General features: G+C 66.7%; 12 protein-coding genes. 6 read left to right on the top strand and 6 right to left on the bottom strand.

Annotated features, from left to right (window positions below; all coding sequences use genetic code 11):
- Positions 1-88: 88 nt before the first annotated feature.
- Positions 89-982, top strand: coding sequence for an alpha/beta fold hydrolase (locus tag AB5T46_RS13310; protein WP_370564471.1), 894 nt, complete (start codon positions 89-91; stop codon positions 980-982).
- A gap of 309 nt (positions 983-1,291) precedes the next feature.
- On the opposite strand, the gene AB5T46_RS13305 is transcribed toward AB5T46_RS13310, so the two are convergent.
- The 4 genes from AB5T46_RS13305 to AB5T46_RS13290 form a co-directional block, all read right to left on the bottom strand.
- On the bottom strand, positions 1,292-1,867 hold the full coding sequence (locus AB5T46_RS13305) for a DUF1801 domain-containing protein (RefSeq protein WP_370564470.1): 576 nt from the start codon (positions 1,865-1,867) through the stop codon (positions 1,292-1,294).
- Between the two features lie 130 nt (positions 1,868-1,997).
- Entirely contained in the window at positions 1,998-2,408 is a 411-nt protein-coding gene (locus AB5T46_RS13300) for a VOC family protein (protein WP_370564469.1), read from the bottom strand.
- Between the two features lie 29 nt (positions 2,409-2,437).
- A complete protein-coding gene (locus tag AB5T46_RS13295; RefSeq protein WP_370564468.1) occupies positions 2,438-2,902 on the bottom strand; it encodes a helix-turn-helix transcriptional regulator in 465 nt (154 codons plus the stop codon).
- A gap of 277 nt (positions 2,903-3,179) precedes the next feature.
- Positions 3,180-3,917 carry a DUF899 family protein gene (locus AB5T46_RS13290; RefSeq protein ID WP_370564467.1) on the bottom strand — a complete coding sequence of 246 codons (738 nt, stop codon included), beginning with the start codon at positions 3,915-3,917 and terminating at the stop codon, positions 3,180-3,182.
- A gap of 279 nt (positions 3,918-4,196) precedes the next feature.
- Here AB5T46_RS13290 and AB5T46_RS13285 point away from each other — a divergent pair, with 279 nt between their 5' ends.
- From AB5T46_RS13285 to AB5T46_RS13260, 5 genes are all read left to right on the top strand, one after another.
- Positions 4,197-4,811, top strand: coding sequence for a family 43 glycosylhydrolase (locus AB5T46_RS13285; RefSeq protein ID WP_370564466.1), 615 nt, complete (start codon positions 4,197-4,199; stop codon positions 4,809-4,811).
- Positions 4,754-5,674: a beta-xylosidase family glycoside hydrolase gene (locus AB5T46_RS13280; protein WP_370564465.1), complete on the top strand. Its 921-nt coding sequence runs from the start codon at positions 4,754-4,756 to the stop codon at positions 5,672-5,674. The genes AB5T46_RS13285 and AB5T46_RS13280 overlap by 58 nt, the downstream gene beginning before the upstream one ends.
- 250 nt (positions 5,675-5,924) lie before the next feature.
- A complete protein-coding gene (locus tag AB5T46_RS20470; RefSeq protein WP_370566038.1) occupies positions 5,925-7,577 on the top strand; it encodes an MFS transporter in 1,653 nt (550 codons plus the stop codon).
- Positions 7,578-7,721: 144 nt separating this feature from the next.
- Entirely contained in the window at positions 7,722-10,088 is a 2,367-nt protein-coding gene (locus tag AB5T46_RS13265) for a GH36-type glycosyl hydrolase domain-containing protein (RefSeq protein WP_370564464.1), read from the top strand.
- The gene (locus AB5T46_RS13260) at positions 10,085-10,633 is read left to right on the top strand and encodes a gluconokinase (RefSeq protein ID WP_370564463.1); all 549 of its coding nucleotides are present in this window, start codon (positions 10,085-10,087) and stop codon (positions 10,631-10,633) included. The genes AB5T46_RS13265 and AB5T46_RS13260 overlap by 4 nt, the downstream gene beginning before the upstream one ends.
- Before the next feature lie 104 nt (positions 10,634-10,737).
- On the opposite strand, the gene AB5T46_RS13255 is transcribed toward AB5T46_RS13260, so the two are convergent.
- A complete protein-coding gene (locus AB5T46_RS13255) occupies positions 10,738-12,369 on the bottom strand; it encodes a peptidoglycan recognition protein family protein (protein WP_370564462.1) in 1,632 nt (543 codons plus the stop codon).
- Positions 12,369-13,949, bottom strand: a complete 1,581-nt coding sequence (locus AB5T46_RS13250) for an OmpA family protein (RefSeq protein WP_370564460.1) — start codon at positions 13,947-13,949, stop codon at positions 12,369-12,371. Before AB5T46_RS13250 ends, AB5T46_RS13255 begins: the two co-directional genes overlap by 1 nt.
- Position 13,950 lies beyond the last annotated feature (1 nt).

Raw genomic sequence — 13,950 nt, 5'->3', positions numbered from 1 at the left:
ACAGGCAGCGCCTCCGCCGGAGGCCGCCGGCCTCGACGCCGCGGCCAATGCCGGCACCGAACTGGTTCGCCATCCGCCGGGCGGGCGCGTGGCGCTGCCCAACGGGCGCGAGCTCTGGGTCGAGCGCGAAGGCCACGGCGAACCGCTCGTCCTGCTTGCCGGCGGACCGGCCGCTTCCCATGTCATGTTTCACCCCTTCATGGACCGGCTCACGGACACCTACGAGGTGATCTATGTCGACTACTTCGGTCGCGGGCGCTCCGGACGCCCGACGGACTGGCGGGAGATCACCTTCATGGACGACGTCGAAGACATCGCCGGCCTGATCGAAACCCTCGGAACGGGACCCGTCAATCTCTACGCCGCCTCCTACGGGGGCCTGGTGGCGCAGCAGCTGGTGCTCGACCGGCCGGAACTGGTGCGCAGCCTGATGCTGGTCAACACGCTGCACAGCCCGCAGATGTGGCTGGAGAACCATCTCAACATCAACCGGGAAATGGCGAACCAGTTCCCCGAGATCTGGGACCGGATCCAGGCGCTGCACGATGCCGGAGTTCCGTCCTCGGATCCCCGCATCCAGGACCTCTTCAAGATTGCCGCCAGCGCGGTGGCCCGTTTCCGGGACCCATCGAACGCGGCACAGACGACCACCGAGCCCGGCGCCTTCAACAAGGAGCTCTATGACGTGTTCACCGGCGGGGACATCGATTTCGCCTTGGGCGGCGAGGTCGCGCGCATTCCCGATTTTCGCGGTCGCTTGGCGACGGTCACCACGCCGCTCATGATCGTGGCGGGCCGCTACGATCGCGCGCTCTATCCCCGCCTGCAGGCCGGGTTCCGGCAGGCGGCGCCGCAGGCCGAGTTCGTCATGCTCGAGCGCAGCGGAAGCTCGGCCCACGTCGAGCAGCCGGACGACCTGGAAGGATTGATTCGCCGGCATTTTTTCGGCCAGGCCATCGCGGCCGCCGAGGACGATCGCTGATCGCTCCCCTGTCTCTCGACCCGGCTACCGCCATCTGCGGGTGCCAGCCCTGCGACCTGATGCATGCACTCCGCACGCGACCCGGAGAGCAGCCACTCGCGCGCAAAACGCTCGAATGCCGGAAGTTGTCCGGGATCGATCGTGTAGTGCACCACGCAGGTAATCACCTCTCCTCCTCGGGTTCCCTAGCCGGATGAGGGCGTGTTCAGTGCCACGGCGGCGCGAACGAGCGCCTTCAACGCCTTTTCATCGATCCCGTCGCCCTCATGGAGGTCGATGGCACGCGCAGGTATCCCGCACCGGTCGCTCTCACATTCGTTCGCCGGGCAATTGGCTGGCTTGCTTCACCCAGGCGGTGAACTGGGCTTCATCGAGTTGATCATCCTCATGGATGTCGAGGTAGCGCACTTCCTTCTGCTTGGACTCGCCGGGCGGGACGGGACGCAGCGACGTGCCGCGGAAGAAAGCCATCTTGATGTACTTCGCGAAGCAATGATAGCTGAGGAACCAGCCCCGACCCTCGATGCCGTAGAAGGGCGAGTTCCACTTGACCGCCTTGTGCACGTCGGAGACGGCGCGCTCGATGAGCGCGTCGAGGCGGCGCCCGACCTCGCTTTTCCAGCCCGGCATGGCTGCGATGTAGGCCTGCACGGGCGCATCGCCGTAGCCCTTCGCGATCTGGGGGTTGCCGCCCGAGAGGAGCTTCGTGGCCGCGGTGGCGGCGCGCGCCGATGGTTTCTTCGCCGCGGCCTTCCCCGCCTTCGCGGGCTTGCGGGTTGCCGGCCTGTCGGCCGCCTTGCGCGGTTCGGCGGCCTTCGCAGCACCCTGCCTGGCGGCGACCTTCTTCGCCGCCTTCGCCGGCTTGCTGGATGTCTTTCCGGCCATCGTGTTCACTCCGATCGAGACATGCCATCGCGGTCGATGGCGGTGGCCACCGGCGGCCGCCACGGGCCCACGCTCGCGGCTTCCTTCATGGTGCCGCCCGTGCAGGACCACGGCCGCGATCGCCGACGGCTCAGCGTAGCTCCTGGATGCGGATCATGTTGCCAGCCGGATCGCGAACGGCGCAGTCGCGAACGCCGTACGGTTGCTCGGTCGGCTCCTGGACGATCTCGGCCTCGCTGGCCTGCAGCCGCGCGAAGGTACCGTCGAGGTCGGCGGTGGCCAGCAGGATGCCGCCGTAAGTGCCCTTGGCCATCATCTCGCCGATGACGCGGCGCTCCTCGTCGGTGACGCCGGGATCGGCCGCCGGCGGCTGCAGGACGATCGACGTGCCGGGCAGGCCGGAAGGGCCGACGGTGATCCAGCGCATTCCTTCGTATCCGACGTCGTTGCGGATCTCGAAGCCGAGGATGTCGCGATAGAAGGCCAGGGAGGCCTCGGGATCGTTGTGCGGGAGGAAGCTCGCGTGGATGGTGATGTCCATGGCGGTCGTGCTCGTTGTGGGTCGGGCCGTCATGCTAGGTCCGGCTCGGGGGCCGGCGCTTCTCCATTCCTGATCGGTTTGGTCCTGACCGGTCTGGTCACCTGTTTCGCCAGGCAGGACGGCATCCCCGCCGTCGCGCGCGCCGCCTGGCGCCGATAGACGCTGGGCGGCACGCCGACCAGCTGGGTGAAGCGACTGCTGAAGGTGCCCAGCGACGAGCAGCCGACCGCGAAGCAGACCTCGGTGACGCTGCGGTCGCCCCGACGCAGCAGCGCCATCGCGCGCTCGATGCGTCGCGTCATCAGGTAGCTGTAAGGCGACTCGCCGTAGGCGAGCCGGAACCGGCGGCTGAGGTGACCGGCCGACATGTGCACGCCGCGGGCGAGCGCCTCGACGTCCAGCGGCTGCGCGTACTCGCGGTCGATCCGGTCGCGGACGCGGCGCAGCCGCGCGAGGTCGCGCAGATGCTGCGCTGCGGCGGATCTGCTGGTCATCGGCGCGATCCTGCCAGCTCGCACCGGAGTCGTCCAGCGCCGCTGTCCCGAGCTATCGCGAACTGCTCGACGACGCCCTGCCCGACGAGATACCCGCGAAAATCCGCGCCTGCCTGCGGCAGCGCGGCACTCAGTCTGGTAGTCGACGGGGTATTCCCGTTCGCGCGGGCACGCGAGGCTTACGAGCGGCTGGAATCCGGGCGCCACCTCGAAAAGCTGGTGGTGTCGGTCGGAGACCGAGCCGGCGCCGACCCTTCCTGTACGCCCCTGCCGGGATTCACGCGTCGTCTTCGTAGCTGATCTGTTCCTGCCAGTCTGCCGGCCGTCCTTGCGGCGTGAGGTCCAGCAGATTCCATAGGGGCTCCAGGGTGCCGACGTGCCTTGGGTCCTCTCCCGGATCGTGCTTCGCCCAGAAGAGCTCGGATCCCCAGAAGTGTCGAATCGTCCGTCCATCCCTGTGGAACACGTTGAGCATGGGCATGCCGTGTCCCTTGTAGTCCGCGTTGTAGTCCTGCTTGTACGAGTTGCCGGCAGTCGACAGCAATCGCAAGTTTCGCCAGCCGCGCTCGCTGGCAAAGGCGATCAACTGTTCTACCGGAGCTTCCGCCGCCGCAGCGAAATTGACGAGGGGACCGGCGTGTCGCATGGCTGCATCGATCTGGTCCAGGAATGCGGTGCACGACGGACACGGCGCCTTGTCGAGCGGCAACGCCTTCAGCGCTTTCGACGTCGGACCCGGCCGTTCGTCGTCCGGGTAGCGCGGGAACATGAAGGTGTAGATCGCGAGCGAGTCCTTTCCAGGCGCGAACAGCTCCGACATGCGAACGTCGGTCGCCCCGCCGTCGGCGCCCTGCTCCTGAAAGACATAATCTTCCGGGATCTCCCCGCCAGGCGGAAGCTTGCGGCGGGCGGCAGCCACCGCCTCCATCCGCCTGCGCAGGTCGATCTCCTGCTCGAGCAGCCGGTCGCGAGCTGCGCGGTATTCCGCCGATTCTCCCGGGAATGTAATCGTCATGATTCCTTGCCTCCGCTCGTACTCAATTTCGAGTGCCGATCGCCGTCGTCATGAGTTCGCCGTTCGTGGGCTGCCGCCAGTTTCACAGACACCTGGTTTGGGCGTGGTGATGAGACGACTTCATGGAGATCGATCGCTGGCGTCCCACTCCCGGTTGACGGTAGCGAGTACGCTGCCCTAGTCTCGATGGCCCAGACGAAAGATGGCTCCCCAGCTGATCGATCCGGTCGCACCGTCACACGGATGGCGGCTCATTCACTCAGCTATTCGGGCAGGGACATGAAGGGACGACATGCTTGCTGCGCGATCTGGGCCCTCACGCTCGCGCCCGGCTGTGCCGCGCAGCCTGCCTTCCAGGACCCCGCGCCCGGGACAAACCCGATCATCACGACGGTCTTCACCGCCGATCCGGCGCCGCTGGTCCATGAGGGCCGCGTCTATCTCTACGTCGGCCACGACGAGGCGCGCGGGGAGGAAATGTTCAACTTGCGGGACTGGCTGGTCTTCTCGTCGGCCGACATGAAGCACTGGACCCCGCACGGACCGATCATGAAGGCGACCGAGTTCGCATGGGCAACGCAGGACGCGTGGGCCACGGAGGCGATCGAGAAGGACGGCAAATTCTATTTCTACGCGTCGGTCGAGCACGACCCGGCGCACCCGGGAAAGGCGATCGGCGTCGCCGTTTCCGACAGCCCGACCGGCCCCTTCGTCGATGCGCGCGGGTCGGCGCTGATCACCAACGGCATGACGCCCCAGGCCGAGCACGACTGGGACGATGGCAGTGGAACCACGTACCGGTCGACGAGCAGTGGTCTCTTGCCGAACGTCGCGGCATGCTTCGGCTGCACGCCACGGGCGCGCCGCACTTCCTGCTCGCGCGCAACAGCCTGACCCAGCGTGCGATCGGACCGGAATCGGTCGCGACGACTATGCTCGACGCGCAGGGGCTGGAGCACGGCGACGTGGCCGGGTTGGGATTGCTCAACATTCCCTATTACTGGCTGGGCGTCGTCCGTGACGGCGAGCGCTGGCGATTGCGCCTGTACGACCAGCTCGCCGACCGCACGATCGAGGAACCGCTGCCCGGCCCGCTTGTCCACCTGCGCGTCGCGGGGGACTACGACACCGAAGTCGCCCGGTTCAGCTACAGCACCGATGGCAACACCTTTCACCCGATCGGCGGGGAACTGCGCCTCGCCTACCAGCTCAAGACGTTCCAGGGCGTGCGCCATGCCCTGTTCGCCTACAACGAAACGGGCAGGCGCGGCGGCCATGCCGACTTCGACGAATTTCGCGTCGACGAGCCCCTGGCCGACCGCACCAGCAACATCCCGGCGGGCCGGGTCGTCACCATCCGCAACCTTGCCGACGATCTCCCGCTCTGGGCCAATCCGCACGGCATGTTGTACTTCGCGCAGAAGGGTTCGGAAGCGGCGGCCGGCCCGGGCGCCCGGTTCCGCGTCCATGATCGCGGGCTCGGCCGCGTCGCGCTCGAAGCCATGGACGGCAGCGGCTTCCTCACCGTGGTGGGACAGGGCTTGCCGGCGGACGTGCGGCTGATGAAGACCGAGAGCGACGGCGCCCTGTTCCAGTGGCAGGACATGCTGCGCGGGGAGTTCATGCTGCTTTCGCTGAAGACCAACCGCTACCTCGGCGTCGATCCCGGGACGGGCGAGCCCTACTCCGCCGACTGGCCCGGCGCGGCCCCGGACCGGAGGAACGGCACCGTCCTCCTCTGGGAAAGCACACGCTAAGCGTTTCTGCCGGTGGCCGCTCCGTAGGAGCGCGCCATGCGCGCGATGCCGACATCGTCGGCCCGGCCTGCACGGCTCCGGCGACCGCAGCATGTCCGAAGCCATTGCCGTATCGCCACACGGGGCGGGCATCGCGCGCATGGCGCACTCCTACGTGGGATGGCGGGCTGGATGCGGAACGCATCGCTTATGTTAGCGTTACCCCGAAATCGGGTACCGACAGCCGAAGAACAGGTCCGGGGAGCGAGAAGTGCCAGCCAGCCAAGAGGCAGGGGACGGTCGCCGTCCTGCGAGCGACAGGACCGCCAAGCTCGCCTTCGGCGAGAAGATCGGCTTCGGCCTGGGCGACGCCGGCTTCAACTTCTACTGGGTCATCATCGGCTCGTACCTGCTCTACTTCTATACCGACATCTTCGGCATTTCCGCGTCCGCCGCGGCGTGGATGTTCGCGGCGACGCGGATCATCGACGCGTTCACCGATCCGGCCATCGGCGCCCTCGCCGACCGCACCCGTTCGCGCTGGGGCAAGTTCCGCCCGTACATCCTGTTCGGCGCGCTCCCGCTGATGGGTTCGGCGATCCTGACCATGAGCACGCCGGACCTGGGCGAGACCGGCAAGCTGATCTGGGTGTACGTCACCTACAGCGCGATGATGCTGTGCTACACCCTCGTCAACATCCCGTACAACTCGCTGGCGGGCGTGCTGACCGCCGACGGCCGCGAACGCAGCACCGTCTTCGGCATCCGTTTCTTCTTCGCCTATCTGACCGGGATCATCGTCGGCGCCGCCACCCCGGACCTGGCGGCCTGGTTCGGCGGCGACGATGCGGCCAGGGGCTGGCAGCTCACCATGGTGCTGTACAGCGCGGTGGCCACCGCGCTGTTCCTGGTGACGTTCCTGACCACTCGCGAACGGGTGGCGCCGCCACGGGCGCAGAAGACCCACCCGCTGGCGGACATCGCCGACCTGCTGAAGAACCGGCCCTGGGTGATCCTGTTCGCCCTGGCCATGATCGTCATGATCACGATCGTGCTGCGCGGCAGCTCGGCGGCCTACTACTTCAAGTATTTCGTCGAGCGGCCGGACCTGATGGGCGCGTACATCGGCCTGCAGATGGCGGCCTATGCGGTGGGCGCCATCGCCACGCCCTTCCTGGTCCGCCGTTTCGACAAGGCCCGCCTGCTGATGGTCACCATGGCGATCGTCGGAACCCTGTCGATCCTGTACGCCTTCGTCCCCGCGCCGGCCTCCAATGGCGTGGTGACGGTCACCGGCAACGCAACCGCCACCCTGCATGCGGACGAGATGCTCGATGCACCCGCGCAGGCGGGCGACCGCCATCGCTGGACCCGCCACGAGAATGCGTTCTGGATCGTCCGCAAGCGCGTGGAACTGGAGGAAAGCGGCCCCGTGCTGGCGCTGGAGAACGGCAACGGCCAGGTTATCAGCGTGGTCAGGACCGGCGCCGACGGCACGCGGGTCGACAGCGCGGACCTGCCGGTGGAGATCGTCGTCATGTTCGTCCTCAACATCCTGATCAGCCTGGCCCTGGGACCGAAGTCGCCGCTGACCTGGTCGATGTACGCCGACGCCGCCGACTACAACGAGTGGAAGACGGGCCGCCGCGCGACCGGCATGACGTTTTCCGCCGCGACCTTCTCGCAGAAGCTCGGGGGCGCGCTCGGCGCCGCCGGAGTGGGATGGGTGCTGGCGGCGATGGGCTATGCCGCCAACCAGGCGCAGAGCGGCGCGTCGCAGACCGGCATCGTGCTGCTGCAGACGGCGGTGCCCGGCGTCTTCGCGCTGATCGCCATGTTTGCGCTGCGATTCTATGACCTGAGCGGTGGGAAACTCGAGCAGATCCAGCAGGATCTGGAGGCAAGGGAGCGGTCCGGCAACTGATCAAAGCGTGCGTCGCCTGGACCGGAGGGAGAGGGGCTTCAAAGCCGGCCGCCGGAAAAGCCTGTCCCTATGAAGGCAGAGGTCAAACTCTCGACAGCTCCCGGCAGAGCCGGCGGTTGCTTCGAACAACCAAGGAGCCGATACATGTTGTTGCAGTCCATCGACGACGGCGAACGTTTCGTGCTGACCAGCCCGACCGCCATGCCCCGTGCGGCGGGCTTCCTGTGGAATCGGCGGATGATGATGCAGGTGAACTGCCGGGGCTTCGCCGTCGCCCGCTTCATGCAGCCGGAGCCGGCGCGCTATACCCATGCGCCGAACCTGGAAGCCACGACCTTCATGCAGCCGGAGCAGCCCTACTACGCCCACCATCCCGGCCGCTTCTGCTACATCAAGGACGAGGAGACCGGCAGGATCTTCTCCGCACCCTACGAGCCGGTGCGGGCGAAGCCGGACCGCTTTGCGTTCTCGGTCGGCAAGAACGACATCCGCTGGGCCGTCGAGTGCCTCGGCATCCGGGTCGAGGTGGAAGTCAGCCTGCCCGAGGACGCGGCGGTGGAGCTGTGGCGGGTCCGGGTCGCCAATCCGTCCGGCCGCCCGCGCAGGTTGAGCGTCTATCCCTACGTCCCGATCGGCTACATGAGCTGGATGAACCAGTCCGCCTGCCACCGCCCGGACCTGGGCGGCGTGGCGGCCTCCTGCGTGACGCCGTACCAGAAAGTGGAGGACTGGTTCAAGAACCGGGATTTCAAGGACAGGACCTTCTTCCTTTATGACCGCGAACCCGCCGCGTTCGAAACCGCACGCGAGGCCTTCGAGGGCGAAGGCGGCCTGCACGCCCCCGATGGCGTGCGGCAGGACACCCTGGGCAACGGCGATGCCCTCTACGAGACCCCCGCTGCGGTGCTGCAGTACCGCATCGAGTTGGCCCCGGACCAGGCCGAGGACTATCGCTTCCTGCTCGGCCCGGCCCGGGACGACGCGGAAATCGCCGGCGTGCGCGAGCGCTTCTTCGCCGATCCAGGCTTCGCCCGCACCAAATCGGAGTACGCGGCCTACATCGCCCGCGGACGGGGCGTGTTGCGGATCGAAACCCCGGACCGGCACCTGGACCGGTTCATGAACCACTGGCTGCCGCGGCAGGTGTACTACCACGGCGACGTCAACCGCCTGGTCACCGACCCGCAGACCCGCAACTACCTGCAGGACAACATGGGCATGTGCTTCATCGAGCCCGGGGTGGCGCGCGCGGCGTTCCTGCACGCGCTGTCGCAGCAGGAAGCCAGCGGCGCGATGCCGGACGGTATCCTGCTGGTCGAGGGCGCGGAGCTGAAATACATCAACCAGGTCCCGCACACCGATCATTGCGTCTGGCTGCCGGTCTGCCTGCGAGCCTACCTCGACGAAACCGGCGACTACGGCATCCTCGACGCGCCGGTCAAAGACTGGCAGGGCGAGGACGCCCCGACCGCCTTCGAGCGCATCTGCAAGGCGATGCGCTGGCTGCTCGGCGCCCGCGACGCGCGCGGCCTGAGCTACATCGCCCAGGGCGACTGGTGCGACCCGATGAACATGGTCGGCTACAAGGGCAAGGGCGTGTCCGGCTGGCTGTCCGTGGCCGCCGCCCATGCGCTCGACCTGTGGGCCGACATCTGCGAGCAGCATGGACACACCGATCTCGCCCGTGAGTTCCGCGACGGGGCCGGCGACATCAACCAAGCGGTGAACACTCACCTGTGGGACGGCGAATGGTACGGCCGCGGCATCACCGACGACGGCGTGGTGTTCGGCGTCTCGAAGGACGCCGAGGGCCGCATCTACCTCAACCCGCAGAGCTGGGCGATCCTCGCCGGCACTGCGGATACGCGCCAGCGCGCCCTGATGATCCGGGCCGTCGAAACGCAACTGGAAACGCCCTACGGCGTGATGATGCTGGCGCCGGCCTATACCGGGATGCGCGAGGACGTGGGCCGCCTGACCCAGAAGTTCCCGGGCTCGGCGGAAAACGGCGCCGTCTACAACCACGCCGCGGCGTTCTACATCCACGCCCTCTACGCCGTCGGCGAGTCCGACCGCGCCTGGCGCCTGCTGCGCCGGATGCTGTGCGGCCCGGACGACGTCGACTACCTGCAGCGCGGGCAGATGCCGGTGTTCATTCCCAACTACTATCGCGGCGCCTGGCACCAATACCCGCGCACCGCCGGCCGTTCCAGCCAGTTGTTCAACACCGGCACCGTCGCCTGGGTGTACCGCGCCTTGATCGAGGACCTGTTCGGCCTGAAGGGCTGCCCCGGCGGCCTGCGGGTGGCGCCGCAGCTGCCCCGCGACTGGCAGACGGCCCGGGCCCAACGTGCGTTCCGCGGTGCCCGCTTCGACGTGCATTACCTCCGCCGGCCGGACGTGGACGGGATGCTGCTGCGGGTGGACGGCGAGCCCCTGCGCGGAGACTGCATCGGGAACATCCAGTCCGGCCGTGTCTACCAGGTCGAAGTGCGGGTGCCCGCGCCATGAGCAACGCCATGTCCACCGGCAATCCGGTCCTGGTCGTCGTCATGGGTGTCAGCGGCTGCGGCAAATCCACCCTCGCGGCCAGCCTTGCCGACGATTTCGGCTTTTGCCTGCTCGAAGCCGACGACTTCCACCCGCCCGCCAACAAGGCCCGGATGGCCCGCGGCGAACCGTTGACGGACGCCATGCGCGAACCGTGGATCGCCGCCATGTGCGACGCGCTGCGGGAGCGGCGGCGGCAGGGCGAAAGCTGCGTGCTGGCGTATTCGGGCCTGCGCCGGGCCCATCGCCAGCGCTTCCGCGAACTGGGCTACCCGACGCTGTTCATCCACCTGGCCGGCGACCGGGAGGTGATCCGCGGCCGCATGCGGGCCCGGGCCGGGCACTTCGCCCCCGCCAGCCTGCTGGACAGCCAGTTCGACGCCCTGGAAGCGGCGATGGACGAACCGGACATCATCGTCGTGGATGTCGCGCAGGGCATCGACCGGATCCATCGGCTGGCCGCGGACAGGGTGCGTGGATTCTTGGCGGAACACTCGAGGCCCTGACCATCGCGCGAAGTACCGCCCGATGGCACCGGCTCGGACGCAACTACGTTCCATAGCTTCCGCGCATGGTCATTGTCGGAATAGCGAAGGTTCGATCCCCCGATCTACTCGGAGGGCTTCGTTCGGGGAAGCACCAGTTCCGGAAGCCCTGGCGTGGCCACGGTCTGTCGGATTCGCTGGGCGGTCAGCAGATCCACGCGTCCCGCCTCGCTGACTTTGTCTCCGCGCGGAAGCATGCACCGTCGCTGAAAGAGCCGGACGGCTCCACGCGTCGCAAGGTCGTAGGTCCCGAAGTCCAGTTCGCCGAACGTCTCGACGCTCGTCACGATCTTCCGCGGGCTCGATTTCCAGCCGGGACACCAGAACCCCATGCGCCGCAGATCCTTCTGCAACTGCTCGATTGCGAGAGTCTGAAGCGCGGCGACGCTCTCGCTCGGAGCGTTCGCGTCCATCCGGTCGAGGTGCACGAATACGCCCGCGTAGATGGTCTCCTTCGGTTCCGGATCGATTCCGGCGGCGGGTCCGAGGCTGAGCGGCCGGCTCTTCCCCCCTTCCTTGAAGTCCTGAAGGTGGTTCCACGGAAACGACGTCCCGGGGCAGTTCTTGGTGAATTCCTCGAAGGCCACCTGGCTGCCTCCCCGAGGCAGGCGATTCTTGCCCTTCAGGGTCAGGACGTCGGCATGGCCAACGACGTTCCATGGGTCGATTCCGAAGTGATTCACGATCTGCTTCACGAGCCGCACGCATCCGGCGACCATGCCGTCTGGAAACGGCGCGTCTTCCCCGATCTGGTGCTCGATGCCAATGGACCGGAGGAAGACCGCCGAGCTCTCGCCCCGATCGAACATCCCCCATTTGGTGTTGTATTCCTGCCGTTCCCACCCCTTCTTGTCGAGGAGCGCCTTCCCTCTCCCATCCTTGAATCCGGCGTGAGACAGGGCGTGCTGTTCCTCGACGAGCTTCACCGCGTGTCCGTCGAGGTCGACGATATAGTGGATCCCGATCTTGCCGCCTTCCTTCAGGAATTTCTGCAACGCGCTTTCGATGCGGGCGCCGCCCGTGATGTGCAGGACCAGTACATCGGGATGGTCGCTGCCGTCTTTTCGCGTCCGCGCCAGCCGCAGGGGCCGATACTTCGGCTGATGACGATTGATCCAGTCGAACTTCCAGTCAACAACGAAATGAATCTCCCCGTCGTGCCGCTTGCGAATGACCGAACCGTGAGGGGCGGGCTCGCCGTCGGGCCGGTCAGCCTCCGAATACGGCATGAACACGCGCGTCCCCTCCGCCGGCGCCAGGATCTCGCCCGCGGAATCCAGCTCGACGTTGAACTCTAGCGGCCGCATCTGGATCCGATACGCCCCGTTCAACTTTCCCGACGGCTCCTCCATGTGCGGACCGGCGGCGGCCGACGACGACAGGTCTGCGGGAGGGGTCAGCCGGATCGTATAAGCTCCAGTGCCATGGGCGGCCGCGCAGTCGACGACGAGCTGGCTGATGTCGATCAGCATTCCGCCCTTCTTGCTGATCCCGGCGCCATCCTTCTGGAGGACGGCTCCGTCTCGAAGGAAATCCACCGTCACCCGGTTGGCTCCCATCATCTCGAACCCGCCCTTGTTCAGGCGGTTTCCAGGGATCCCGTCCTTGTCATTGTGCTCGTCGTCGGGCCACCAGAAGCGGAATCGCCATGCAATCCTGACGACCGGCTTCTTCCGGGCGGATGTCCTCTTTCCCATCAGGGTTCGTCCACTTCTTCGGCCGCCCCGCACTCGCCGTCCGGGTTTTCCTCATCGGGTTCGATCTCCTCGCCCCAGGGGTCGGGCACCTCGGCGAGGTCGTCGAGCACGAGATCGGGGGGAACTCCGGTCGAGTGCCATTTCGTGATGAGGTCAAGGATGTGGGACTGCTCGCCGGTCGCCTTCTGACCCCACTCCTGCTGAAAGTCGCGCACATAGTTCCCGGCGCCCGGATCGTCCAGGTATCCGAGGTTCGCCAGCATCCGCCGGCAGCCCTCTCTGCCCCCGGGTATCTCGAGGTGGTGCTCCGCGCTGAAGCGAAATGCGCCAGCGTCGCCCGGGAGGGAGGTACCCCAGTCAATGGTGACCACCGGGGGCGAGCTGAGCGGAAGCCTCGCCACGCCGTTCTCGTTGGTTGTTCCCGACTGGAGGACCGCCCCTGCGCTCCGGGCCTCGTACGGAACGTTCGGCATCGGATATCCGTTGTAGTCGAGCAGGTAGACTTCGAGCCACGGCGGGGCTTCGGCCGGACACTTCTCGGCCCAACTGTCGTAGAAGCTGCAGGAGAATCCGTCAATGTGGCGGTGGCTTCGCGTGATCATCTGCCGCTTGCAGGGTCCGATGTCTCCGAACTTGCAGGGGAGGTTCGGCGCCCGGTCGGGATGGAAGAGATAGAAGGTGACCCGCCGGTTGGCCTCCGCGGCGCTATCAGAGTCCTCGATCAGGTTGAACTCTCCGCACCCCATGTACCCCGGGTCGAGAAATGCGTTCCGTTCCAGCTTGATGTCGTGCTTGCCCGACATGTAGGCGCCAAAGAGCTTCTTCCGGAACACGGCATCGTTGGCGACGCTCGAACCGGGACGCAGCCCGAGGAAGCGGCACATGGCGTCGCGGGTTGCCTTGCCGAGCTGATTGTCGACGGCTCCGGAATAGTGGCCGAGGTCGGCAAGAATCTCCTGCACGACCGGGATTCCCCAATTCTCGCTCCCGTGATTGTAGAGGGTCTCCCAGACGTCGGTGTCGTTGACGATGAAGGCCCAGGTCGACCACGCCCGGCGCTCGCTGAGCTTCTTGTTGTAGAGCTGGTCGCCGACGGCGTCGGTGTGACCGAAGATCATGAGCCTGACGTCCTGGTGCTGTCGGATCAGTTGCTCGAGCTCGCGGAGGTGACCGACGACGCTCGACCGAATGAACGAGCTTGCGAAGCCGAACGTGATGGCGGGAAGCGAGCAACAGGCGAGGAACTGCGGCGGATTCCGCTTCCGTCGAACGCGGATGACGTATTTCGCGTCGACGACCAGCCCCCTTCGTTCGAATCGCCTCGGGATCTTCAACACCGTTCGGGGCTGGTCGTCCGCGGATAGAACGAACCGTTTGTCGGCACCCCTGGCCCGGGCTCCGAGCTCGTCGCGCATGTAGGTCTCGACCTCGTCCTCATCGTCGGTTCCCCAATTGAAGAGAGCCAGTTCCTGCCACGTCAGCGGATTCCCGGCGTCGGTCTCGCGCTTTGCAATCTCCCGAAGCGTATCGCCCTCGCGAGGCATGTAGGATGCGGCGTCTTCCCACTTCTCGAACCCCATG

The sequence above is a fragment of the Luteimonas salinilitoris genome (assembly GCF_041300785.1).
Lineage (GTDB): Bacteria > Pseudomonadota > Gammaproteobacteria > Xanthomonadales > Xanthomonadaceae > Luteimonas > Luteimonas salinilitoris.
This window is presented reverse-complemented; position numbering and strand designations above follow the sequence as displayed.